Origin of the sequence: Streptomyces pinistramenti, assembly GCF_020564935.1 — a bacterium.
In the GTDB taxonomy this organism is placed as follows: Bacteria; Actinomycetota; Actinomycetes; order Streptomycetales; family Streptomycetaceae; genus Streptomyces; species Streptomyces pinistramenti.
Genome location: NZ_JAJCXB010000018.1, coordinates 38,685 through 61,409 on the forward strand (window position 1 = coordinate 38,685; position 22,725 = coordinate 61,409).

At 72.4% G+C, this 22,725-nt stretch carries 20 protein-coding genes and 1 pseudogene; 14 read left to right on the forward strand and 7 right to left on the reverse strand.

Going from position 1 to position 22,725, the window contains the following annotated elements; all coding sequences use genetic code 11:
* Positions 1-26: 26 nt before the first annotated feature.
* The 4 genes and pseudogenes from LIU39_RS15135 to LIU39_RS15150 form a co-directional block, all read left to right on the forward strand.
* Complete coding sequence (locus tag LIU39_RS15135) at positions 27-206, forward strand: DUF6104 family protein (RefSeq protein ID WP_227047229.1); 180 nt, start codon at positions 27-29, stop codon at positions 204-206.
* Positions 207-356: 150 nt separating this feature from the next.
* Positions 357-1,310, forward strand: a complete 954-nt coding sequence (locus LIU39_RS15140) for a DUF4097 family beta strand repeat-containing protein (protein WP_227047230.1) — start codon at positions 357-359, stop codon at positions 1,308-1,310.
* Between the two features lie 2 nt (positions 1,311-1,312).
* Positions 1,313-2,512: a PadR family transcriptional regulator gene (locus LIU39_RS15145; RefSeq protein ID WP_227047231.1), complete on the forward strand. Its 1,200-nt coding sequence runs from the start codon at positions 1,313-1,315 to the stop codon at positions 2,510-2,512.
* Between the two features lie 431 nt (positions 2,513-2,943).
* Positions 2,944-3,807: pseudogene (locus LIU39_RS15150) on the forward strand (SCO6745 family protein); the annotation flags it as partial.
* A gap of 976 nt (positions 3,808-4,783) precedes the next feature.
* Here the strand turns inward: LIU39_RS15150 and LIU39_RS15155 are convergent.
* The 3 genes from LIU39_RS15155 to LIU39_RS15165 all read right to left on the reverse strand — a co-directional run bounded on the left by LIU39_RS15155 (position 4,784) and on the right by LIU39_RS15165 (position 7,806).
* Positions 4,784-5,419, reverse strand: coding sequence for a HutD/Ves family protein (locus LIU39_RS15155; RefSeq protein WP_227047232.1), 636 nt, complete (start codon positions 5,417-5,419; stop codon positions 4,784-4,786).
* Positions 5,419-6,381, reverse strand: a complete 963-nt coding sequence (locus LIU39_RS15160; protein WP_227047233.1) for a zinc-binding dehydrogenase — start codon at positions 6,379-6,381, stop codon at positions 5,419-5,421. The genes LIU39_RS15155 and LIU39_RS15160 overlap by 1 nt, the downstream gene beginning before the upstream one ends.
* 195 nt (positions 6,382-6,576) lie before the next feature.
* Complete coding sequence (locus LIU39_RS15165; protein ID WP_227047234.1) at positions 6,577-7,806, reverse strand: NAD(P)-dependent malic enzyme; 1,230 nt, start codon at positions 7,804-7,806, stop codon at positions 6,577-6,579.
* A 529-nt stretch (positions 7,807-8,335) separates the two neighbouring features.
* Between LIU39_RS15165 and LIU39_RS15170 the strand changes: the two genes are divergently transcribed.
* Genes LIU39_RS15170 through LIU39_RS15180 form a run of 3 tightly spaced genes read left to right on the forward strand, consistent with a single transcriptional unit; the run spans position 8,336 to position 11,102 of the window.
* Complete coding sequence (locus LIU39_RS15170; RefSeq protein WP_227047235.1) at positions 8,336-9,310, forward strand: ABC transporter substrate-binding protein; 975 nt, start codon at positions 8,336-8,338, stop codon at positions 9,308-9,310.
* A gap of 53 nt (positions 9,311-9,363) precedes the next feature.
* A complete protein-coding gene (locus tag LIU39_RS15175; protein ID WP_227047236.1) occupies positions 9,364-10,302 on the forward strand; it encodes an amino acid ABC transporter permease in 939 nt (312 codons plus the stop codon).
* A 47-nt stretch (positions 10,303-10,349) separates the two neighbouring features.
* The gene (locus LIU39_RS15180; protein WP_227047307.1) at positions 10,350-11,102 is read left to right on the forward strand and encodes an amino acid ABC transporter ATP-binding protein; all 753 of its coding nucleotides are present in this window, start codon (positions 10,350-10,352) and stop codon (positions 11,100-11,102) included.
* Positions 11,103-11,196: 94 nt separating this feature from the next.
* Here the strand turns inward: LIU39_RS15180 and LIU39_RS15185 are convergent, their stop codons facing one another.
* Positions 11,197-11,958 (reverse strand): class I SAM-dependent methyltransferase, encoded by a 762-nt coding sequence (locus tag LIU39_RS15185; RefSeq protein ID WP_227047237.1) that lies wholly within the window; start codon positions 11,956-11,958, stop codon positions 11,197-11,199.
* Between the two features lie 90 nt (positions 11,959-12,048).
* On the opposite strand from LIU39_RS15185, the gene LIU39_RS15190 reads away from it, so the two are divergent.
* A complete protein-coding gene (locus LIU39_RS15190) occupies positions 12,049-12,678 on the forward strand; it encodes a CGNR zinc finger domain-containing protein (protein ID WP_227047238.1) in 630 nt (209 codons plus the stop codon).
* Here the strand turns inward: LIU39_RS15190 and sodX are convergent.
* The gene (gene sodX, locus LIU39_RS15195) at positions 12,582-13,052 is read right to left on the reverse strand and encodes a nickel-type superoxide dismutase maturation protease (RefSeq protein WP_227047308.1); all 471 of its coding nucleotides are present in this window, start codon (positions 13,050-13,052) and stop codon (positions 12,582-12,584) included. The genes LIU39_RS15190 and sodX overlap by 97 nt on opposite strands.
* Before the next feature lie 180 nt (positions 13,053-13,232).
* Here sodX and sodN point away from each other — a divergent pair, with 180 nt between their 5' ends.
* Positions 13,233-13,628 (forward strand): superoxide dismutase, Ni, encoded by a 396-nt coding sequence (sodN, locus tag LIU39_RS15200; protein WP_227047239.1) that lies wholly within the window; start codon positions 13,233-13,235, stop codon positions 13,626-13,628.
* 460 nt (positions 13,629-14,088) lie between these two features.
* Positions 14,089-16,239: an HAD-IIB family hydrolase gene (locus tag LIU39_RS15205; RefSeq protein WP_227047240.1), complete on the forward strand. Its 2,151-nt coding sequence runs from the start codon at positions 14,089-14,091 to the stop codon at positions 16,237-16,239.
* A 72-nt stretch (positions 16,240-16,311) separates the two neighbouring features.
* On the opposite strand, the gene LIU39_RS15210 is transcribed toward LIU39_RS15205, so the two are convergent.
* The gene (locus tag LIU39_RS15210) at positions 16,312-17,292 is read right to left on the reverse strand and encodes a LysR family transcriptional regulator (protein ID WP_227047241.1); all 981 of its coding nucleotides are present in this window, start codon (positions 17,290-17,292) and stop codon (positions 16,312-16,314) included.
* 193 nt (positions 17,293-17,485) lie between these two features.
* Here LIU39_RS15210 and snpA point away from each other — a divergent pair, with 193 nt between their 5' ends.
* The 3 genes from snpA (at position 17,486) to LIU39_RS15225 (ending at position 20,389) form a co-directional block, all read left to right on the forward strand.
* A complete protein-coding gene (snpA, locus tag LIU39_RS15215) occupies positions 17,486-18,148 on the forward strand; it encodes a snapalysin (RefSeq protein WP_227047242.1) in 663 nt (220 codons plus the stop codon).
* A gap of 215 nt (positions 18,149-18,363) precedes the next feature.
* Complete coding sequence (locus LIU39_RS15220; protein ID WP_227047243.1) at positions 18,364-19,122, forward strand: FadR/GntR family transcriptional regulator; 759 nt, start codon at positions 18,364-18,366, stop codon at positions 19,120-19,122.
* Positions 19,115-20,389 (forward strand): CynX/NimT family MFS transporter, encoded by a 1,275-nt coding sequence (locus tag LIU39_RS15225; protein ID WP_227047244.1) that lies wholly within the window; start codon positions 19,115-19,117, stop codon positions 20,387-20,389. The genes LIU39_RS15220 and LIU39_RS15225 overlap by 8 nt, the downstream gene beginning before the upstream one ends.
* A gap of 63 nt (positions 20,390-20,452) precedes the next feature.
* On the opposite strand, the gene LIU39_RS15230 is transcribed toward LIU39_RS15225, so the two are convergent.
* Complete coding sequence (locus LIU39_RS15230; RefSeq protein ID WP_227047309.1) at positions 20,453-21,538, reverse strand: magnesium and cobalt transport protein CorA; 1,086 nt, start codon at positions 21,536-21,538, stop codon at positions 20,453-20,455.
* 136 nt (positions 21,539-21,674) lie between these two features.
* On the opposite strand from LIU39_RS15230, the gene LIU39_RS15235 reads away from it, so the two are divergent.
* Positions 21,675-22,679, forward strand: a complete 1,005-nt coding sequence (locus LIU39_RS15235; protein WP_227047245.1) for a helix-turn-helix transcriptional regulator — start codon at positions 21,675-21,677, stop codon at positions 22,677-22,679.
* The last annotated feature ends 46 nt before the right edge of the window (positions 22,680-22,725 follow it).

Here is a 22,725-nt window from a genome sequence, read left to right on the forward strand (position 1 = left end):
ATCCCATGACCCCTGGTGGAGAGCACGTGTATTTCACTGACCGCGGCATCGAAGAGCTGGAGAGCAGGCGCGGCGAGGAGGAGGTCACCCTCGGGTGGCTGTCCGAGCAGCTGCGCACGTTCGTGGACCTGAACCCGGACTTCGAGGTGCCGGTGGAGCGGCTGGCCACCTGGCTGGCCCGGCTCGACGACGAGGACGACGAGTAGGAGGCCGCCCGGTCCTGCCGTCCGCCTCCTGGCCGGCCGGGACGGCGCGAGCGGCTTCCGTCAGCCGCTTGACTTCCCCGATCCGCGATATATCGTGTCTAGCGAGACGCGATATATTGCGTTGCCATGTCCAGTCAGGGGAGGCCCGGAATGTCCAGGAACGAGCGGTCGCGATATCCGATCCGGGTGGACGGGCCACGCACGCTGGAGATCGAGGAGCCCGTCAGCGCGCTGAACGTCCGGGTGTACGGCGGCACGGTCAACGTCGTCGGCACATCCGACGGCAGCCCGGCCCGCCTGGAGGTCGGCGAACTGCGCGGCACGCCGCTGAACGTCTCCTGCGAGGACGGCACCCTCACCGTCGCCTACGAAGACCTGCCGTGGAAGGGCTTCCTGGCGTTCCTCGACCGCAAGTCGTGGAAACGCAGCGCGGTGGTCTCGGTGACGGTGCCCGCGGCCACCCGCGTCGAGGTGGGTGTCGTCGGCGCGAGCGCGGTGGTCTCCGGCATCGCGGGACGCACGGACATCCGCGGGGTGACGGGCGACAGCACCCTGGTCGGGCTGACCGGCGAGGTGCGCGCGGACACCGTATCGGGCAAGGTCGAGGCCCAGGCGGTCACCGGCGACCTGCGGTTCCACTCCGTCTCCGGGGATCTGACCGTCATCGACGGCGCCGGCGGCTCGGTGCACGCCGACTCCGTCAGCGGCGACATGGTGCTCGACCTCGACCCGGCGGCCAAGGGCACCGACATCCAACTGACCAGCGTCTCCGGCGAGATGGCCATCCGGCTGCCGGACCCGGCCGACGCGACGGTGGAGGCCAACACCACCAGCGGCAAGATCTCCAACGCCTTCGACACCCTGCGGGTCGGCGGCCAGTGGGGCGCCAAGAACATCACCGGAACCCTCGGCGCCGGCACCGGCACGCTGAAGGCCACCACCGTCTCCGGCGGTCTCGCGCTGCTGCGCCGCCCGTCCTTCGAGGCCCCGCGGACCGACGCCGCCGAGGGCCCGGGGCCGCACGGCACCCACGGTCCGCACGACGCTCCCGGCCCGCGCGGCGATGCCCCCGCGGGCCGGCCCGCAGAGAAGAAGGTGCTCTGAGCATGCCCCCCGTCTTCGCCCACGGCCGCCTCCGCCTCTACCTCCTCAAGCTGCTCGACGAGGCCCCCCGGCACGGCTACGAAATCATCCGCCTCCTGGAGGAACGCTTCCAGGGCCTCTATGCGCCGTCGGCCGGCACCGTCTATCCGCGGCTGGCCAAGCTGGAGACCGAGGGCCTGGTCACCCATGCCACCGAGGGCGGCCGCAAGGTCTACTCGATCACCGGGGCCGGCCGGGCCGAACTCGCCGACCGGGGCGGCGAACTGGCCGAACTGGAGCTGGAGATAGGCGAGTCGGTAGCCGCGCTGGCCTCCGACATCCGCGAGGACGTGAGCGGCTCGGCCCGCGATCTGCGGCGCGAGATCCGCGAGGCGGCGCAGCAGGCCAGGGCTGAATCGGGCCGCGGCCGCCGGGCGTCGGGCGGCGCGGCGGAGGACGGCGCGCGGGCGGACACCGGTGCCGGCGAGAGCGTGCCGCCGTACCCCGATGTCTCCGCCTACCTCGATGGCGCGTTCGGCGACAAGGAAGCCTGGCGGCAGGCGAAGGAGGAGTTCCGGCGCGCCAAGGAGGAGTGGAAGGAGCAGGCGCGGCGGGCGAAGGACGAGAGCCGGCGGGCCAAGCAGGACGCCCAGCGGGCCCGTAAGCAGGCCAAGGACGCGCAGGTCTTCGCCCGCGAAGAGGTGCAGCAGGTCATCAAGCGGGTCCAGGAGCAGACGCAGGGCCATGTCCGCTCCGGCGACTGGTCGGGCGCGGTCCGCGAGGCACTGTCCGAAGTCTCCCGCGAGGTCGGCCGCTTCACCGGCGGAGCGGCCGGCGGCGACCGTGACGAGGAGGGCACGTCCGGGGCGGCGAACGGCGACACCCGGGTGACGGTCGAGCGCATCGACCTGACCAAGGAGGCACAGGGTCAGGAGGCACAGGGCCAGGAGACCCGGCCGTCGGCCGCCCCGCCGACGCCGGAGTGGGCCGAGGATCCCGTCGGCGCCGATCCGGCCCGTGACTTCGACCGGCTCCTCGACCGCTTCCGCGACGACCTCCGGGACGCCGCGCGCGATCACGGCGTCACCGACGAGCAGTTGCGGCAGGCCCGTCGCCGCCTGTCGACGGCCGCGGCCCACATCGGCGCCCTGCTGCGCGATCCGGAGCGGTACGCCGCACCGTCGGGCTCGGGCTCGGGCTCGGGCTCGGGCTCGGAGGAGTAGCGGGGCAGCGGGGCTCCGGGGCGAGTACGGCCGGGACGGGTTCCGGGCGCGGCCGTGCCGGGGTACGGGAGAGCGGGTGCGGCCCCGGCGGGACGCATTCCGGGCGCGTGCCGAGGCCCGTGCCGCCCGCCCGCCGGAGCCAACCGGCCGCCGGTTACGGAGAGTTGCTTACGGCGGGCAGGATTTACGGCGCGTAATCGGGGAACGTCATCAATCGCACGGTTTTTCGTCCGGCGGCGGTCCCGAGGGCATCCCCGGCCACCGGCATCCGGGCCGAAGGCCGTGTGCCGAGCCGGGACGTTCCGCGAGGTCCGCCCGGCCCGGAGCCCGTACGGCACGCCCCGGCGAGGGGACAAGCCCAGGCCCCTCAGGCGCGCCCCACCGCCAACCACCCTTGTCTGCACGCATCGTGAAGGCCATGAGGTACAGCGATGTCGGATTACCTTTCGGTCGCCCGCCGGATGTGGCATCAGCTCGAACCGCTGCACGCCACCCTCTACTCCGCCCCCGAGGCCCTGCGGGTCGCGGCGGGCCTCGGCTACGACATCACGTCGCGCTGGCCCCGCTATTTCGCCTGGCGCACGGCCCCCTTGGGCGCCGCGGGCCCCGAGCTGGTGGCCGCGACGTACTACACGTTCAGCCCGCGTCTGATCGCCCAGTACATCCCGCGGATCTGGTCGACGGCCGGGCCCGCCGAAGTGCTGGACGCGCGGCTGCGGGCGGTGGACCGGGTGCTGTCCCGGCTGCTCGGCGACCGGCTGACCTGCGGCCAGCTCGCCGAGGCCGCCGAACTGGCCCGCAGGGCCGCCGAGAACGCCGGTACGGCGGCCCGCCCGCTGGCCGCCGCCAACCTCGATCTGCCCTGGCCCGACGCCCCGCATCTGATGCTGTGGCAGTCCGCCACGGTATTGCGCGAGCACCGCGGCGACGGCCATCTGGCGGCGCTGCTGACCTGCGGCCTCGACCCGTGCGAGGCACTGGTCTCGCACGCGGCGACGGGCACCGGCGCCGACCGCGGCTGGGCCGCCCCGGAATCCGCCGCCGCCCGCGGCTGGAGTGCCCAGGAGTGGAGCGACGCCCATGACCGGCTCGCCGCCCGCGGCTGGATCGCCCCGGACGGCAGCGCGACCCTCCGCGGCCGCAGGGAGCGCGCGGCCCTGGAACAGCTCACGGACCAACTGGCGGCGGGCCCTTGGCGCGCCCTGGGCCGCGCCCGCGCCGAACGGCTGGCACACCTGCTCCGCCCACTGGCCGACGCGGTCTTCGCCTCGGGCATCCTGACGCCGGACAGCACACCTTCGGGAAGCACGGCGCCGGGAGGCGCGCCCCCAGGAGGCCCGCCACCGGGAGGCGTGCCGCCAGGGGCCATACCACCGGGAGGTCTGCCCGTGGGCTTGCTCCCCGGCGAGGCCCCCGGCGCCAGGACCTCCCGTGACACGCTCACCCGCGCAACAGCCCCCGCCGGAACGGCAGCGGACCACCCGGTTCCGGACTGCCTCCTCCCGAACGCCCCGGCACCGCAGGAGCCGATACCGGACGAGCGGATACCGCACGAACCGGCACCGCACGGCCCGATACCGCACGAGCCGCTACCGCACGGCCCGCTACCGGCCGGGGCCGCCCCGGGCGGGACGGTGCCCGCAGGCGCCGCCTGGGCAAGCAGCCCGTAGCCGCCCGCCCTCAAGCCAACCGCCCTCGCCGCCTCCCCCGCGCCGTTCTCCACCCCATCCCCCTTGACCTCAAGCGCACTTGAGGGGAACGGCTCCGAAGCGCCCCGAGGAACGGAGCACGCCATGTCCCGCACCACCGCTTTCCCTGACGTCCGGCACCCCGACGCCGGCACCGCCCTGATCAGCTCCTGGATCGCCCCCGCCCCCGCCGTGCAGACCGCCGCGGCCGACGCGGCCCTCACGGCCCGGGGCGATCAGGAGACCCCGACACGGGGCTCTGCTCACCGCGTTCCTGAGCACGGACGGCGGCCACGTACTCCATGACGCGCAGGTGCCGGGACTGCTCGGCGCGCACTTCCCTCTGAGCCGGGACGGCAGCCGGGTACTCAACCACGCGGAAGAAGAAAGCACTTCGGCCTGGCGCGCGTGCGTCGGCGGTGACGTGTCGGCGCGGCTCGCCGGCCTCGTCGTGGAGCTGCCCGGCATGACGCTGCCGGCGGCGGGTACGCCCCCCGGCCCGCCGCGCTACCGCCAGCACCACAGCCTGGTCAATGTGGCCCCGCCCGCAGACGCCACGGTCCGACGGGGCCCGCCCCCGTGGTCAGACGCCCGCCCCGCCCGCCGTCAGCGTGATCACCGCGGCGACGCCCTCCGTCCGCAGCACGGCCGACCAGCGCTCGGGCAGCAACCCGGCGTCGAAACGGCCGAGTTGGGCCCGGGACGCATCGCCCGCCCTCGGGCCTTCCGGCCGGGCCGTCACCGTCGCGGAGCCCTCCAGGGCCACCACCAGCACCTCCCGCCCCTCCTCCGGCGGCACCTCCCCCGCGCCCCGCACGATCTCGACCGTCGCCCCCGCGCGTCCCTCCCGCAGCATCACGTTCAGGTTCACGATCGGGCCGTCCAGGAGTCGGCAGCCGGTGGGCGCGGCGCCGGAGAAGGCGAACGGACGGAAGCGGCCGGGCAGTCGGTGCGGGCTGCCGTCGACCGTCAGCTCCACGCCCGCGCCGTCGACGACGGTCAGGATCCGGCGGATGCCGGGCAGCGGCGAGTACGGGCCGTCCCGGGTGACATCGGCCAGGCTCACCCGCCAGTCGAACGTGTCCCAGGCCGCGCCCCTGGGCCGGACGGCGACCTCACGGGTCACCCCGCCGCCGTTGCTCCAGGGCGCGGCGGCCCGCCCGTCGGCCCGCAACACCCGCATCCCGCCGTCCACTTCGCCCTCGTCCGTCCGTCGCATCAGACCGTCAGCACGACCTTGCCGAACAGCTCGCCCTCGGCCATCTTCGCGAAGCCCTCACGCGCCCGGTCCAGCGGCAGCGTCGAGTCGATCACCGGGCGGACGCCCTTGGCGGCGCAGAAGCCGAGCAACGAGGCCAGTTCCTCCTTGCTGCCCATGGTGGAGCCGACGATCTTCAGCTCCAGGAAGAAGATCCGGTTGAGTTCGGTGCGCTCGGGGTGGAATCCACTGGTGGCGCCGGAGATGACCAGGGTGCCGCCGGGGCGCAGCGACCGGATCGAGTGCGACCAGGTGGCGGCGCCGACCGTCTCGATCACCGCGTCCATCTTCTGCGGCAGCCGCTCTCCACTGCCGAACGCCGCCTCGGCACCCAGCTGTTCGGCCCGCTTCCGCTTGCTCTCGTCGCGGCTGGTGGCGAAGACCCGGAGTCCGGCCGCGGCGCCCAGCACGATGGCCGCGGTCGCGACGCCGCCGCCCGCGCCCTGGACGAGGACGCTGTCGCCGGGCCGCACCCCGGCGTTGGTGAAGAGCATGCGGTACGCGGTGAGCCAGGCCGTGGGCAGGCAGGCGGCCTCTTCGAAGGTCAGCTCCGGCGGCTTGGGCAGCACGTTCCAGGAGGGCACGGCGACCCGTTCGGCGAAGGTGCCCTGGTAGCGCTCGGTGAGGATGGAGCGCGGCTCGCCGGGGCCGACGCCGTGGCCGGTCTGCCCGATGACGGAGTGCAGGACGACGTCGTTGCCGTCCGCGTCGGTGCCGGCGGCGTCGCAGCCGAGGATCATCGGCAGCGCTTCCTCGCCGAGCCCCACGCCGCGCAGCGACCAGAGGTCGTGGTGGTTGAGGGAGGCGGCCTTGACGTTGACGGTGGTCCAGCCGGGGCGCGCCTCGGGGGCCGGGCGCTCACCCAGTTCGAGGCCGTTCAGGGGCTGGTCGCGGTCGATGCGGGCGGCGTAGGCAGCAAACATGATCCCAAAGTAGGCCGCCGGTCCGCACCGCGATACCGGGCGCGGGTGTGACGCGCACCGCGCCCGCGCCGCCCGGGTCCGCCGCGCGCCCGCTCCGGGAACACGTCCGCATACGGCGGCGGGCCGGGCCCGCACCCGTCTCAGGTGCGGGCCCGGCCCGTCGTGTCACGGCGGTGGTCCGCCGGGCGGCTGCCGTCAGCGCCTGGCGACACCTTCGGCGCGGGCGGCTGCCGCGACGGCGGAGGTGACGGCCGGGGCGACCCGCTCGTCGAACGGCGAGGGGATGACGCAGTCGGCGCTCAGCTCGTCGGCGACGACGGCGGCCAGCGCCTCGGCGGCGGCGAGCTTCATGCCTTCGGTGATCCGCGAGGCCCGCACCTGGAGGGCGCCGGCGAAGATGCCGGGGAAGGCCAGTACGTTGTTGATCTGGTTCGGGTAGTCACTGCGGCCGGTGGCGACGACGGCCGCGTACTTCTGGGCGACGTCCGGGTGGATCTCCGGGTTGGGGTTGGCCATCGCGAAGATCAGCGAGTTCTCCGCCATCTTCGCCACCGCCTCCTCGGGGACCGTGCCGCCGGAGACACCGATGAAGACGTCGGCGCCGTCCAGGGCGTCCTCCAGGGAGCCGGCGAGCTTGCCCTTGTTCGTGAAGCCGGCGACCTCGCGCTTGACGTCCGTGAGGTCGTTCCGGTCCACCGAGACGACGCCCTTGCGGTCGCAGACGGCGACGTCGCCGATGCCCGCCTCGATGAGGATCTTGGCGATGGCGACGCCGGCCGCGCCCGCGCCCGAGATGACGGCACGCAGCTGGCCGAGCGAACGGCCGGTGAGCGTGGCGGCGTTGCGCAGGGCGGCCAGCGTGACGACGGCGGTGCCGTGCTGGTCGTCGTGGAAGACCGGGATGTCCAGCCGCTCCTGGAGCTTGCGCTCGATCTCGAAGCACCGGGGAGCGGAGATGTCCTCCAGGTTGACGCCACCGAAGGAGGGCGCCAGCCGGACGACGGTCTCGACGATCTCGTCGGCGTCGGTGGTGGCGAGCGCGATCGGCACCGCGTCCACACCGCCGAACTGCTTGAAGAGGATGGCCTTGCCCTCCATCACGGGGAGGGATGCCTCCGGGCCGATGTCGCCCAGGCCCAGCACCGCGGTGCCGTCCGTGACGACCGCGACGACCTGGGACTTCCACGTGTAGTCGTGGACCAGCTCGGGCTGTTCGGCGATGGCGCTGCACACCTTGGCGACGCCCGGTGTGTACGCGAGGGACAGGTCGTCCCTGTCGCGGACCGGGACGGTGGCCTGGATGGCCATCTTGCCGCCTCGGTGCAGCGCGAAGGCCGGGTCGAAGAAGGTGTCGGACGCACTGTCCGCACTCTCGTCCGCGCCGGTGTTGCTGTCGCTGCGAGGATTGACGATCTCCGCTGCCACTTGGTGAACCCCTTTATTCGTAAATCAATTGAGGGTGACCACTCCCTGGTTAAGGGGTGGGCGGGCACCGCGCCCGTGCCCTGCGTGACGGATGGCCGCCGCGCGGGGGGAGGTACGGACGCCGGGCGCGCCGCACACGCGCCCTGAGCCCCGGATGAGGGGTGTAGCGCACCTTTCTACCGGACGGGCGCGGGCCTCGACGAGTCGGATTCGTTACCTCGCCCCCGGACGCTCCGACAATAGGGCTGAAAGGGATGAAAAGGCGGAAGGTTGTCCCATGGTGTCCACATCCCGAGACGTCGCGCGGCGGTCCAGCGCCGCCCCTCCGTGCCCGCATCCGGGCACCGTCGGCGGAGTTCGGCGGCGCGACCGGGAGCGCCCTCGTCCGTTATCCGATTTTGACCTGAACGGCAGTCCGAATACCGGATCCCTGGTGGCAGGATTCCGTCATCAACCGAGGCCGTGGCGCCCCCAACGCCTCCCCCGGATGCTGCTCGTCGGTTTTCTCCCCATCCGCAGGAGGATCAGCATGACCGCACGCCCCACCCGTCGCACGGCCTCCGGCAGGTCTCGTTCAGCCGTGGCCGGAGCGACCGCGGTCGCGGCCGCGCTGCTGCTGCTCACGGCCTGCGGCGACCAGACTGACGCGGCCATCGCCAAGCGCGAGGCGAAGAAGAACCGCAACACCAGCGCCCCCCTCTACAAAATGCTCCCCAAGGACATCCAGGAGAAGGCCCTGATCCAGGTCGGCTCGGACATCACCTACAAGCCGGTGGAGTTCCGCAGCAACGGCGCGATCGAGGGCATCGATCCCGATCTGGGCGCGGCGCTGGGCAAGGAACTGGGCGTCAAGCTCAACTTCAACAACGCCACCTTCGACACCCTCATGGGCGGCATGAAGTCCCGCCGCTACGACATCGCGATGTCGGCGATGACCGACACCCGCGAGCGCCAGCAGGGCATCGACAGCACCACAGGCAAGAAGATCGGTGAGGGTGTCGACTTCATCGACTACCTGGACGTCGGCGTCTCGATCTACACCCAGAAGGGCAAGACCCGGGGCATCGACGGCTGGGACGCGCTGTGCGGCAAGAAGATCGCGGTGCAGCGCGGCACGGTCTCGCACGACCTGGCCAAGGACCAGTCGAAGAAGTGCGAGAAGAACGGCGAACCGCCCATCGCGATGGAGGCGTTCGACAACGACTCCGAGGCCCAGACCCGGCTGCGTACCGGCGGCGTGGACGCCGTCTCCAGCGACTACCCGGTCGCCGCGTACGCCGTGAAGGTCTCCGGCCACGGCAACGACTTCCAGATGGTCGGCGGCGCGCCGGTCAAGGCCGCGCCGTACGGCATCGCCGTGCCCAAGGGCCACGAGAAGCTGCGCGACGCCCTCAAGGCGGCGCTGGAGCGCGCTCTCAAGGACGGCGCGTACGCCAAGGTCCTCCACAAGTGGGACGTCAAGGAAGCGGCGGTCAAGGACGTGAAGCTCAACGGCGGCTCCTGAGCCGCCGCCGCACTCCCCGCGCCACTCCCGCCGAACGCTGAAAGGCAGCACCCGTGTCAGTTGACGTCGACAAGTCGGACCGGTCTCCGGCCGGCCCACCGCCCCCACCCCCGTCCATCAAAGCGATACCCGTGCGCCATTACGGGCGCTGGGTGGCGGCGGTCGTCGTCATCGCGGTGATCGTGCTGCTCGGCCGGGCCTTCGCCACCGGGAACGTCAACTGGGACGCCATCCCGGAGTACCTCTTCAACGCGGACATCCTCAAGGGTCTGCGCAACACCCTGCTGATCACCCTGCTTTCGATGATCATCGGCATCGTGCTCGGCGTGATCCTCGCGGTGATGCGCCAGTCCAAGAACCCGGTGACCTCGACCGTCGCGTGGTTCTACGTCTGGTTCTTCCGCGGGACGCCGGTCTACGTCCAGCTGTTCCTGTGGTTCAACCTCGGCCTGGTCTTCCAGTACATCGACATCATGCCGATCTACAAGGACGAGTGGTCGGACTTCATGACCCCGTTCCTGTGCGCGCTGCTGGGCCTCGGGCTCAACGAGGCGGCGTACATGGCGGAGATCTGCCGGGCCGGCCTGAACGCGGTCGACGAGGGCCAGACCGAGGCGGCGCACGCGCTGGGCATGAGCCACGGCAAGACGCTGCGCCGGATCATCGTGCCGCAGGCCATGCGGGTGATCGTGCCGCCGACCGGCAACGAGGTCATCAACATGCTCAAGACCTCGTCCCTGGTCATCGCCGTCCAGTACTACGACCTCCTCCAGGCCGCGCAGAACGTCGGCCGCGACTCCGGTGTCGTCGTCGAGATGCTGATCCTGGCCGCCGCCTGGTACCTCATCGCGACGACCGTCCTGAGCATCGGCCAGTACTACCTGGAGCGCTACTACGCCCGCGGCTCCAGCCGCCAGCTGCCGCCCACTCCGCTCCAGCGCGCCAAGGCGAAGCTGTCCGGCGGCTTCCACCGCGCCGGAGGTGCCGCGTGACCACCACGAAGTCCACCAGCAAGACGGCCGGGACGTCCGGCGCCCCGATGGTCAAGGCCGAGGGTGTCCACAAGTCCTTCGGCCCCGCCCACATCCTCAAGGGCATCGACCTCGAAGTGGCGCCCCAGGAGGTCTTCTGCCTGATCGGCCCGTCCGGCTCCGGCAAGTCGACGTTCCTGCGCTGCATCAACCACCTGGAGAAGGTCAATGCGGGGCGCCTGTCGGTCGACGGCGAGCTGGTCGGCTACCGCGAGCACAACGGCAAGCTCTACGAGCTGCGCGACCGCGAAGTGGCCGCCCGCAGGCGGGACATCGGCATGGTCTTCCAGCGCTTCAACCTCTTCCCGCACATGACCGCGATCGAGAACGTCATGGAGGCGCCGGTCCAGGTCAAGGGCGAGTCCAGGTCCGCGGCCCGGGAGCGCGCGACCAAGCTGCTGGACCGCGTCGGCCTGTCCGACAAGGCGGCCGGCTACCCCTCGCAGCTCTCCGGCGGACAGCAGCAGCGGGTCGCCATCGCCCGCGCGCTGGCGATGGAGCCGAAGCTGATGCTCTTCGACGAGCCGACGTCGGCGCTCGACCCGGAGCTGGTCGGCGATGTCCTGGACGTCATGAAGGACCTGGCGGCCGACGGCATGACGATGGTCGTCGTCACGCACGAGATGGGCTTCGCCCGCGAGGTCGGCGACTCGCTGGTCTTCATGGACGACGGCGTGGTCGTCGAATCCGGCCACCCGCGCGAGGTCCTGGGCAATCCGCAGCACGAGCGCACCAAGTCGTTCCTGTCCAAGGTGCTCTGAGCCCGGCGGCGCCGGCACACGACGAAGGCGGTACGCGCCCGCACGGGCCGTACCGCCTTCGTCGTCCAGGGCCCGGCGGCCCCGTGGCCGTGCGCTACTTCAGCCCCAGCACCAGCGCGTCCGACGGCGAGCGCCACACCGTCCGCGCCTCGCCGAACCCGGAGTCGCGCAGCACCTGGGCGTGCCACTGCGCCGAGGGGGTGTCGCCGTCCGCGTGCTCGCCGTAGATCGCGAACCGCTCGGCGGTCGGCCCGGCCAGCTGCGGGTCGGCGGCCGCCAGTTGCCACCAGTCGGCCCAGTCGAGCGCGCCGGCTTCCCTGGCCCGGTCCATCCGCGCGTGCCGCTGCGCCCGGTCCGCCGCGTTGATCCGCGGGGTGCTCTCCTCCGGCATGTGGTCGGCGTTCATGAACACGCCGCCGTCCCGCACCAGGCCGCCCACCTGCCCGTAGAGGCCGCGCAGGTCCTCGGTGTGCAGCCAGTGCAGCGCGGTGGCGGTGAGCACCGCGTCGTACGTGTCGTGCGGCAAATTGTCCGTCCAGGCCGGGTCCTTGAGATCGGCTCGTACGAAGCGGACCCGGGACTCGTCCGCGAAGTACCCTTCCGCGATGGCCAGCAGCGCGGGATCCAGATCGACGCCCACACTCTCGGCGTCCGGGAACCGCTTCAGCAGCCGGTCGGAGATACTGCCCGTGCCGCACGCGAGGTCGAGGACGCGGGGCGCGGTGCCCACCAGGGCCTCGACCATGTCGAGCATCACCCGGAACCGCTCCTCGCGGTCGGGCATGTACCACTCCTGCTGGCGGTCCCAGCTGTCCTGCCACCCTTGCCAGTCGGCGACCGCGATGGTCTCGGTCATCACAACCCCTTCAGCTTGTAATACCCTCGTAGCCATAACGCCCATTACGGCTCTTCGATCACCATAGACCGCACCCGGTAAGGACTACAAGTGGAACTGGCCTATTACTCGGATTACGCCGTGCGGCTCGTCAACACCGAGCAGCCCGAGCGCGGCGGCGACACCCTGACCTCCGTCGACGCCGTACGGGACCTCTTCGGCGTGGCGCAGGGGGCCGCCCGCCGCGCCACCGACAGCGACGTCACCCGCCTGCGGGCGGTCCGCGCCCGGCTGCGCGCCGTCTTCGAGGCCGCCGATGCCGGGGACGAGGTCCTGGCCGTGGACCTGCTCAACGCCCTGATGATGGAATTCCCGGTCAGCCCGCAGATCTCCGGCCACGAGTACCGGGACGAGGACGGCCGCCCCGACTGGCACATGCACATCGCCGACCAGGCCGCCAACGCCACCGCAGGCTTCACCGCGACCGCCTGCATGGGCCTGGCCTTCCACCTCACCGAACTCGGCGTCGACCGGCTCGGCATCTGCGAGGCGCGGCCCTGCCGCAACGTCTACCTCGACACCTCGACCAACCGCTCCCGCCGCTACTGCTCCGACCGCTGCGCGACCCGCGCCAACGTCGCCGCCTACCGCGCCCGCAAGCGCCTGGAGAGCGAACGGTCCGCCCGCAGCGGCCGCACCGCCGACAGCGCCCAGGCGACCACCGCCAGCGGCGACCGCTGAATCCCGCGCGGCGGCCGCACCCGCACCCGGGCACGGGCGACGACCAGCTCGTCGGGCACCGTGCCGAACTCCCGGCTGTCGTTGACGACATACGGGTTGTCGCCCCGCACCCACCAGCCGCCGTCGCGCCGCTCCACGGCCCGCTTCACGATCAGCAGATCCTGCCGGAACGGGTGCCGCACCACCACCACGTCACCCGGCCGGACCGCCGCGCCGTACTGCACCACCAGCTGGTCACCCGGCCGGAGGGTCGGCACCATCGACGGGTTGTAGACCTCGGCGAGACCGAACATCCCCACCGGCCCACGGCGCCCGCGCCGGCCCCCGGCACCGCCCTCCCGCTCCGGCCCGCGCTCGTGCACCTGCTCCGGCACCCATGCCTCCCGCCCCGGCCCGCTCACCGGTCCTTCGTTCCGCCAGCTCACCGTTCCATCCTCCATCAGTCCCGGCCGCACACCGGACTTTCGCCCTAAGCCCCCCGGGGCGCCCGAGAAAACCCTTCCCGCACCGAGTAATCTCGCACCTGAGAAGACGATCACGAGGAAGGACTGAACATGCTTTCCCGCCTGTTCGCCCCCAAGGTGAAGGTCAGCGCCCACTGCGACCTGCCCTGCGGCGTGTACGACCCCGCCCAGGCCCGCATCGAGGCCGAGTCCGTCAAGGCTGTCCAGGAGAAGTACCAGGGCAACGAGGATGCGGACTTCCGCACCCGCGCCGTCCTGATCAAGGAGCAGCGCGCCGAGCTGGCCAAGCACCACGTTTCGGTGCTGTGGAGCGACTACTTCAAGCCGCCGCACTTCGAGAAGTACCCGGAGCTGCACCAGCTGGTCAACGACACCCTCAAGGCCCTCAGCGCCGCCAAGGGTTCGAACGACCCGGCCACCGGCCAGAAGGCCCTGGACCACATCGCCCAGATCGACAAGATCTTCTGGGAGACCAAGAAGGCTTGATCCCGGCTCGGGCAGCCTGACCCGTATGTGCGCGGGTCGTATCGCCCACGTGTCCGCACCCGGTCCGCAGGCCGCCGAGAACGGCGTCCACCACGGACCGGGTGCGGTTTTCTTTCCGCCCGGCCGCGGAGGGGCGAGGGCCACCGCCCCTCCGGTGTGTGCCCGGCGTGGAGCGAAACGTTTCGGTCAAGTGCCTTTGCTACGGCGGCCGTTCGTTCATGGCTCGTTTAAAGTCACGTTATGGAATCAGGTAGTTACGTGTCAGGCCGTCCAGGGGCGGACGTGGGGCCGATCCGCCGGCGGCACGACGCGGGCTACGGCAGGCTGCCGACCGGCGGGTCGGCCGGGTGTCCGGTGCGGCGGCCGGGCCGATGACGGCAGCGGCTGTCGCGGGGCGGGCGGTGGCCGCCGGTGCGTACTCGGGCGGCCCGGTGTTCCGCGGGCCGCCCGGGGGCACCGCGTGACGGCGCCTCACGACGGGGGCGGGCACTTCGGCGCGTGGGCCGCGCCCGGGGACGGCGAGAGCCGGGTGCTGGTGACCGATCTGGACGGGACGCTGCTGGGCGGTTCGGCCGAGGAGCGCCGCCGGCTGCGCGCGGCGCTGGAGCGGCATCCCGAGATCACCCTCGTCTTCGCGACCGGCCGCGGGATCCCCTCCGTCCAGCGACTCCTGGCCGATGACCCGTTGGTCCCCCGGCCGAGGTGGATCATCGCCGATGTCGGGGCGAGCGTGGTGGACGCCGCCGATCTGTCCCGCGTCGACGCCCTGGAGAGCCGGCTGCGCACCGGCTGGCCGGGAGCGGCGCGCGTGCGGGCGGCCCTGGCCCGTTTTCCTGCCCTCGTGCACCAGAGGGACGCGGTCCAGAGCGGCCGCTGTTCCTTCTACCTCCGGCCCCAGGACCTCACGCAGGACCTCATCGACGCCGTGACGCAGCTCGGGTGCGTCTGGGGGTACTCCGCGGACCGCTACTTCGATGTCCTGCCCCCGTCGGCAGGCAAAGGCAGTGCCGTGACGCTGCTGGCCCGCGAGCTGCGGTGGCCCATGGCCTCGGTCCTGGTGGCGGGCGACTCCCTCAACGACCTCTCGCTCTTCGGGATCGGCGCCCACGGCGTGGTCATGGGCAACGCCGAACCGGCGCTCAAGGCACAGCTCGCGCACCGCCGCGACGTCCACGCGCCCGGCCGCGAGGGAGCGGCGGCGATCCTGGACGCGCTGCACCGCCTGGGCTGGGTGGCGCGCCGCTCCCCGGTCGTGATCGGCTATCACCGCCCGCCCGTGCGCTGGGCCGACGGGCGCTGGCAGCCGCCCCTGAGCCCCAACGGGATACTGCCCACCCTGTGCAGCCTCTTCGGTGCGGGCACCGATCCGCTGGATGCGGTCTGGGCCACCGCTCTCGTCGAGGACGACAGCTGCGGGCCGCGTCCCACGGAGCAACCGCCCGAGCTCCCGCTGGCGTTCCTGCCCCTTCCGGCCGAACGGTGGGCCCGCTATTTCCACTCCGCGTGCAAGGAGACCCTGTGGCCGGTGCTGATGTCCCAGCCGGGCCGGATGCGCCATGAGCCGGGTGCCTGGGCCGACTACGAGGCGGTCAACGCGGCGTTCGCGCGGCACATCGGCGTCCACGCGGACCGGGACGCGACGGTCTGGCTGCACGACTACAACCTCTGGCTCGTCCCCGGCATCCTGCGTGCCGAGCGGCCCGACCTGCGTGTGGGCCTTTTCCATCACACGCCCTTCCCGCCGCCCGCCACGTTCGCCCTCCTCCCCCACGCGGAACAGTTACGCGCCTCGCTCGCCTGCCTGGACTGGGCCGGCTTCCACACCGCCGACTTCGCCCGGCACTTCGAGCAGACCCTCGCCACCGCCCGCCGCGTGCCCCGTACCGGCGTGCACCCGCTGGGCATCGACCGCCGCGCCCTCGCGGAACTCGCCCGCTCCCGTCCGGTGCCGGCCGTGCGCGAGGACCGATCGCTGCTGGTGCTCTCCGTGGAACGCCTCGACTACGCCAAGGCGCCTTTGCAGAAGATCCACGCCCTGAACGCGCTGTTCGCCGAGGAGCCCGGTATGCGGGGGCGGGTGCGGTTCCGGCTCGTGTGCCCGCCGCCGGAACCGGGGCTCCGTTCCCACGACGGCACCCGTACCCGCCTCGAAGAGGCCATCACACAGCTGAACAAGAGGTGGCGCAGGCCCGGTTGGGAGCCCGTCGAATACCTTCCCCTGTCGCTCCCCTTCCCCGACGTCGTCGACCACTACCTCGCGGCCGACGTGTTCTGGGTGACCTCGCTGGCCGACGGCATGAACCTCACCGCCAAGGAGTTCGTCGCCGCCCAGGCCGCCACCGGGCGGCACGGCGTCCTCGTCCTGTCACGGCACGCCGGAGCCGCCCGCCAGCTCGCCTCCGCCGCCCTGCTCACCGACCCCCGCTCCCCCCGCGATCTGACCCGCACACTGCACCGCGCGCTCACCATGACGGCGGAGCAGCGCGCGTCCCACATGGCGCGGCTCGCCGGTCTCCTCGACCCGGAGGAGCCCGACCTGTGGGCCCGGCGGATCATCACCGCCATCCATGCCGCCGCCGTCCGGGAGCCGTCGCCGGGCGACGCCCGCTGAGCCGACGTGGCTCGCCCGGCGCGCCGGTACGGCTCCGACGAGGGTGATCAGGCGGGGAGTTGACGCCCCGCGTCAGGTGGCGACCGGCAGCGGGCCGTCGTGCCGGACGAGCCAGGCGCGGTAGGCCGCGCTCGCCCAGGCGATCTCCATGTACGAGGCGGTGAGGTCCGCGAAGAGGGCTTCGGCGGGGGCGGCGAGCACGGCGTCGCGGCGGCAGGCCATGAACAGCCGGACGGCCAGCGGGTCGCCGCGCAGCGGGCGGATGTCCATGCCGTGCCGGGGGCGGGAGGTCGGCTGGCAGGGGGTGACGACCTCGCCGGCGGCCACCAGGTCGGCGGCGGTGAGGTAATCGCCGTGCACCACACGGGGGTTGACGCCGGCCGCCGACCAGATGCGGCGCAGGCCGGCCCATTCGCCGTCCACGGTCGGGTCGACCATCCACGGGTCGTCGGCCAGGTCGGCCAGCTCGACGATCTCCTTCGCGACGGCCGGGTGGGTGTCCGGCAGGGCGACGAACTGCGGTTCCCTGGCGATCAGTTCATGTTCGACGAGGTTCGGGGGGACGCGCAGCGGTGCGCCTTCGACCTCGTGGACGAAGGCGACGTCGAGCTGTCCCGCGGCGACCATCTGGAGCAGCGCGTTGGCCGAGACGTCGATCCGTATGGCGGGGTCGGTGCCGGGCAGCCGGAGCCGCAGCCGGCGCAGCCAGCCGACCACCGCGCGGCTGCTGGTGCTGCCGATGTGCAGCCGGGCGCCGCGGTCGCTGACGGACGCCGAGGCGATCTCGTCGACCAGCGCCCGCATGTCGGCCACTATCGGGCGCGCCCTGGACAGCACCACGTGCCCCAGCGGCGTCGGCCGGCTGCCCGTCGACTGGCGGAAGAACAGCTGGCCGCCCAGGGCCTTTTCGATCCGGTGGAGCTGGGTGGTCAGGGAAGGCTGGGTCATGCCCAGCTGCCGGGCCGCTTTCCGTACGCTGCCGTGGTCGGCGATGGCGCACACTGCGCGAAGGTGCCTCACCTCAAGCTCCACGCCGGGAGCATAACGATGCATGTACGCGTCACACCAGCCTCCTAAAACGGTATGAACTCTCCCTTTCCCCAAGGGTATTGACCGGCACTATCGCCACCTGGCATCTCCGTCCCGCGGGTGAACTGCCCCCAGACTCAGCGGCACCAAGAAATCCGGGGCCCCGGCCGCCGCCCCACACGGCGGCCGTAGCCCTCGGAAATTAAGGAGCCCCCACATGAGATCTCCCAAGACGGCGCTGTCGGCAGCGCTCGGCCTGGGCCTCGCCGCCGCGCTCGCCGCAGCGGTACCGGCATCGGCGACCACCGCCGCCTCCCCCTCCCCGCACAGCACCCGCGCCTCGATCGCGGCCTACACCGGCTCGGCCGCGGAGAAGGCCGACACCAAGGCATTCTTCGAGGCCGTCATGAAGTCGGCCAAGGCCAAGATGAAGGCGCACCCGAACGCGGCCTCGGTCACCGTCACCTATGACGCGAGCGCCGCCCCGACGTTCACGAGCCAGATAGGGCAGGCCGCGCAGATCTGGAACAGCGCGGTGAGCAACGTGAAGCTCCAGGAAGGCAGCGGCGGCGACTTCCAGTACAAGGAGGGCGACGACCCGCGCGGCTCGTACGCCAGCACCGACGGCCACGGCAGCGGCTTCGTCTTCCTGGACTACAAGCAGAACCAGGAGTACAACTCCACCCGCGTCGTGGCGCACGAGACCGGCCACGTACTGGGTCTGCCGGACCACTACGAGGGCCCGTGCAGCGAGCTGATGTCCGGCGGCGGCCCCGGCCCGTCCTGCCAGAACACCCAGCCGGACGCGAACGAGCGCGCCCAGGTGAACCAGCTCTGGGCGAACGGCCTGGCCGGCCTGCGCTTCGGCAAGGCGGCCTGACACCTCCCGGCACACACGCACCCGTACGCGGTGGGGCTCTTCCCGGCCCCGCCGCGTTCGCGTGCGTGGCGCTCTGTGGCGGGTCACAGCGGGTGGCGGCGGTCCCGGCCGTTTGATCGTTTGACAGAGCCAAACATGGGATGTTCCCATCTCCGGGAGAATTCGGTGAGCGTCAGCGGATCCGCGGGGCGCCGTGACACGGAGGACGGCGTTCCATGCCCCTGCGCAGCACTGCCAGAACCAGCCTGGTGGGTCTCGTCATCGAGCAGATGGAGGCGCTGATCGCCGACGGCGAATGGCAGGTCGGGGCGAAGATCCCGCCGGAGCCCGCGCTGGTCGAGCAGCTCGACGTCGGCCGCAACACCGTCCGCGAGGCGGTCCGCGCGCTGGTCCACACCGGGATGCTGGAGCCGCGTCAGGGCGACGGGACCTACGTCCGCGCCAGCAGCGACTTCGGCGCCGCCGTCCGGCGCAGGCTGCGCCGGGCGGAGAGCCTGGAGGCGTACGAGGTGCGCGCCGGCCTGGAGCGGGACGCGGCGCGGCATGCCGCAGGGCGCCGCACGGACGAGGACCTCGCCGCACTGCGCGCGGTCCTGGACGAGCGCGTCGTGGCCTGGCGCGGCGGCGACACCGCCGCCTTCATCGACGCCGATGTGCGCTTCCACCAGACGATCGCGCAGGCCACGCACAACACCGTGCTGGCCGAGCTGTACGCGCATCTCACCGATGCGCTGCGCGGGACGCTGGAGGCGGTGCTCGGCGCGCATCTGCCCGATGCGGTGCACTACCAACTCGACGCGCACACCGCCCTCGTGGACGCCATCGAGGCGCGCGACGCGGAGGCCGCCGAGCGGGTGGCGCTGGCGCATCTCACCGAAGCGATGGACGCACTGCGGGGCGCGGCGGGCGGCGCCGATGCCGCATCCGGCGCCCCGCGGATACCGCACGACACAGGAGACGACGACCATGCCTGATCCGGGCCCGATGGCCACCGAGGGACCGATAGCCACCGTCGCTGAGCAGCCCGCGGCCCCGGCCCCGGCCCCGCCGCCACCCGGCGTCACCGGCCGGCGCGCCCTGTACGTCGCCGTCGGCGTCGTGCTGCTGGCACTGAATCTGCGCCCGGCGCTCGTGGCGGTCTCCCCGCTGGCCGGCACCATCCGCGACGACAGCGGGATGTCGGCCGCGGCCACCAGCCTGCTGACCGCGCTGCCGCTGCTGTGCTTCGGCCTGCTGGCGCCCGTCGCGCCGCGGCTGGGCCGCCGGCTGGGGATGGAGCGTTCGCTGCTCGGCACGATGGTGCTGATCTGCGCCGGGACCGCGCTGCGGCTGGCCGACTCGGTCGTGGCGCTGTTCGCGGGGACGGTGGTGATCGGCGCCGGCATCGCGGTCGCCAACGTGCTGCTGCCCGGCCTGATCAAGCGGGACTTCCCCACCCGTTCCGGGCTGATGACCGGCCTCTACTCCATGTCGCTGTTCGGCGGCGCCGCGCTGGCGGCGGGTGTCACGGTGCCGGTACAGCAGGCCGCCGGGCTCAGCTGGCAGGCCACGCTGGCCTGTTGGGGCGCGCTCGCGGTGCTGGCGATCGTCTTCTGGCTGCCGCAGCTCCGCTCCCGTACCCGGGTCTCCGCCGAGGCGGCCCGGCAGGCGGCGCATCCGGTACGCGGCCTGTGGCGCGACCCGCTGGCCTGGCAGGTCACCGGCTACATGGGCCTGCAGTCGCTGAGTTACTACGCGGCCGCCGCCTGGCTGCCGACCGTGCTGGAGGACGCGGGGATGGCCACGGGCGACGCCGGCTGGATGCTCTCCTTCTCGTCCCTGCTGGGGATCGCGGGCTCGTTCCTCGGTCCCGTGATCGTCGGACGGCGGCTGCGCGCCGGCATCCTGGCCGGTATCGGCGCGCTGCTGTGCGCGGCCGGATTCGCGGGGCTGCTGGTCGCACCGGTCGGCGGCGCGTACGTCTGGATGACGCTGCTGGGGCTCGGCCAGGGTGCCGCGATCAGCCTGGCGCTGCTGTTCATCGTCCAGCGCGCGCCGGACGCCCGGCACACCGCGCAGCTGTCGAGCATGGCGCAGTGCTTCGGCTACATCCTCGCGGCCACCGGGCCCGCCGTCCTGGGCGCGGTGCATGACGCGTCGGGGAGCTGGACGGTGCCGGTCGTGGTGCTGCTGGTGCTGCTGGTGCCGCAGATCGTGATCGGCTGGGGCGCGGCACGGCCGCGGCACGTCGCGGGCCGGTAGCCGACCCGGGAGCGGTGGCTGCGGCCGCCGCTCCCTGATCCGGCCTGATCCACACGGCAGGCCCTACAGCCAGCCGTTGCGCTTGAAGCCGCGGTGGATGCCCCAGCAGATCAGCAGGGTCATGCCCACGACCAGCGGATATCCGAAGGTCCAGTGCTCTTCCGGCATATACGTGAAGTTCATGCCGTAGATGCCGCAGACCATGGTCGGCACCGCCAGGATCGCGACCCAGGCGCTGATCCGGCGCATGTCCTCGTTCTGCGCCACGGTGACCTGGGCGAGGTGCGCCTGGAGTATGGAGTTGAGCAGCTCGTCGAAGGACGTGATCTGCTCGATGACCCGGTCGAGGTGGTCGGCCACGTCCCGGAAGTACGTGGTGATCCGCAGGTCGACGAGCGGCATCGACTGGGTGGCCAGCGCCTGGAGCGGCCGGTCCAACGGGGCGACCGCGTGCTTGAGTTCGAGCAGTTCGCGCTTGAGCTGGTAGATCCGCCCGGCCCCGAGGCCGCCCCGCGCGGCGAAGACCTCGCTCTCGACGTCGTCGATGTCGTCCTGGACCGCGGCGACGGCGTCGAGGTAGTCGTCCACCACGAGGTCGGCGATGGCGTGCAGCACGGCCGACGGGCCGATCGCCAACTGCTCGGGCGCGCTCTCCAGTTGCTCGCGCAGCGGCCCGAGCGAACCGTGTCCGCCGTGCCGCACGGTGATCACGAAGTCGGCGCCGGTGAAGACCATGATCTCGCCGGTGTCCACCACCTCGCTGGTGTCGGTGAGCTGGTCGTGCTCGACGTAGCGGACGGTCTTGAAGACGGTGAACAGGGAGCCGTCGTACTGCTCCAGTTTGGGCCGCTGACGGGCGTGGACGGCGTCCTCGACGGCCAGCGGGTGCAGCCCGAACAGCTCGACGATCCCGGCGAATTCGGTCTCCGACGGCTCGTGCAGACCGATCCACACGAAGCCGGAACCGGACTCCCGCACCCGCCGGATCGCCACATCGGCCGGGTGGTCGCCGCGCTGCCGCACGCCGTCCTCGTACACCACGCAGTTGACGACGGCGGAGCCCAGCGGCGAGCGCGCGGGGTGACTGAGGTCGACTCCGCGGGTGCGCGGCTGCGGCAGCCGAACGGCCCGGCGGAGGTTGCTGATCATCGACACCGGGACAGTATGGCGCGCGGGATCCGCCCGGGGTACGGCCCCGCCCGGGATTTTCCGGCCCGCCGGGTGGCTCCCGCGGCCCTCCGGGGCACCAGCGATCGGCCCCTGCACCCCGCGCATCATGGACACCATGAGTGACACTTCGGCCCGCCTGCTGCGGCTGCTGTCCCTGCTCCAGACCCCGCGCGACTGGCCCGGCAGTGAGCTGGCGGGCCGGCTCGGCGTGACCCCGCGGACCATCCGCCGCGACGTCGAGCGGCTGCGCGAGCTCGGCTACCCGGTGCACGCGACACGAGGCGCGGGGGGCGGCTACCGGCTGGCGGCCGGCCGTGCCATGCCGCCGCTGCTGCTGGACGACGAGGAGGCGGTGGCCATCACCGTCGGGCTGCGCTCGGCGGCCGCGCACACCGTCACGGGGATGGCGGAGGCGTCCGTACGGGCGCTGGCCAAGCTCGAACAGGTGCTGCCCGCCCGGCTGCGGCGGCGGGTGGGCACCCTCGGCACCGCGACCGTCCCGATGCCGGCGGACGGCACCCCCACCGTCGACCCCGCGCACCTGACCGTCCTGGCCGCCGCCATCGCCAACCGGGAACGCCTGCGCTTCCGCTACCGGGCCCGTACCGGCGAGGACACCGGCCGCCTCGTCGAACCGCACCGGCTGGTCGCGGCCGGCCGGCGCTGGTACCTCGTCGCGTACGACAACGACCGCGAGGACTGGCGGATCTTCCGGGTGGACCGGCTGCGCGAGCCCTTCCCCACCGGGGTACGCACCCCGCCGCGCGACCTGCCCGCCGCCGACGCGGCCGCCTACGTCCAGGAGCGGATGCGGGGGATGGCGGCGGGTCACCGGGTGGTGGCGACGGTGTACGGGCCGGCCGCCGAGATCAGCGCGCGGCTGGGCGGCCCGGCGGCCGACGGCGTCGAACCGCTCGGTCCCGGTTCCTGCCGGGTGCGCCTGACGTCCGACACGCTGGAGTGGCCGGCGCTCCGGCTGGCCCTGCTGGGCTGCGATTTCACCGTGCACGAGCCGCCGGAGCTGGCGGCGTACCTGCGGGAGATGGGCGCCAGGGTGACCCGGGCGGCGGGGGCGGACGGGGTGGGCGGCGCGGCCGGGGACGGTGCGGGAACGCCGTGACGGAATACCCCTAGGGGGTATAAGGTTGCCCCTGATGGACGCCGGC

What these genes read in the sequence shown, in the direction of transcription:
- LIU39_RS15140 (WP_227047230.1), top strand. Translation starts at nt 357, where the DNA reads ATGTCCAGGAACGAGCGGTCGCGATATCCGATCCGGGTGGACGGGCCA.
- LIU39_RS15145 (WP_227047231.1), top strand. Translation starts at nt 1,313, where the DNA reads ATGCCCCCCGTCTTCGCCCACGGCCGCCTCCGCCTCTACCTCCTCAAG.
- LIU39_RS15155 (WP_227047232.1), bottom strand. Translation starts at nt 5,419, where the DNA reads ATGCGACGGACGGACGAGGGCGAAGTGGACGGCGGGATGCGGGTGTTG.
- LIU39_RS15160 (WP_227047233.1), bottom strand. Translation starts at nt 6,381, where the DNA reads ATGTTTGCTGCCTACGCCGCCCGCATCGACCGCGACCAGCCCCTGAAC.
- LIU39_RS15170 (WP_227047235.1), top strand. Translation starts at nt 8,336, where the DNA reads ATGACCGCACGCCCCACCCGTCGCACGGCCTCCGGCAGGTCTCGTTCA.
- LIU39_RS15180 (WP_227047307.1), top strand. Translation starts at nt 10,350, where the DNA reads ATGGTCAAGGCCGAGGGTGTCCACAAGTCCTTCGGCCCCGCCCACATC.
- LIU39_RS15185 (WP_227047237.1), bottom strand. Translation starts at nt 11,958, where the DNA reads ATGACCGAGACCATCGCGGTCGCCGACTGGCAAGGGTGGCAGGACAGC.
- sodN (WP_227047239.1), top strand. Translation starts at nt 13,233, where the DNA reads ATGCTTTCCCGCCTGTTCGCCCCCAAGGTGAAGGTCAGCGCCCACTGC.
- LIU39_RS15210 (WP_227047241.1), bottom strand. Translation starts at nt 17,292, where the DNA reads ATGCATCGTTATGCTCCCGGCGTGGAGCTTGAGGTGAGGCACCTTCGC.
- snpA (WP_227047242.1), top strand. Translation starts at nt 17,486, where the DNA reads ATGAGATCTCCCAAGACGGCGCTGTCGGCAGCGCTCGGCCTGGGCCTC.
- LIU39_RS15220 (WP_227047243.1), top strand. Translation starts at nt 18,364, where the DNA reads ATGCCCCTGCGCAGCACTGCCAGAACCAGCCTGGTGGGTCTCGTCATC.
- LIU39_RS15225 (WP_227047244.1), top strand. Translation starts at nt 19,115, where the DNA reads ATGCCTGATCCGGGCCCGATGGCCACCGAGGGACCGATAGCCACCGTC.
- LIU39_RS15230 (WP_227047309.1), bottom strand. Translation starts at nt 21,538, where the DNA reads ATGATCAGCAACCTCCGCCGGGCCGTTCGGCTGCCGCAGCCGCGCACC.
- LIU39_RS15235 (WP_227047245.1), top strand. Translation starts at nt 21,675, where the DNA reads ATGAGTGACACTTCGGCCCGCCTGCTGCGGCTGCTGTCCCTGCTCCAG.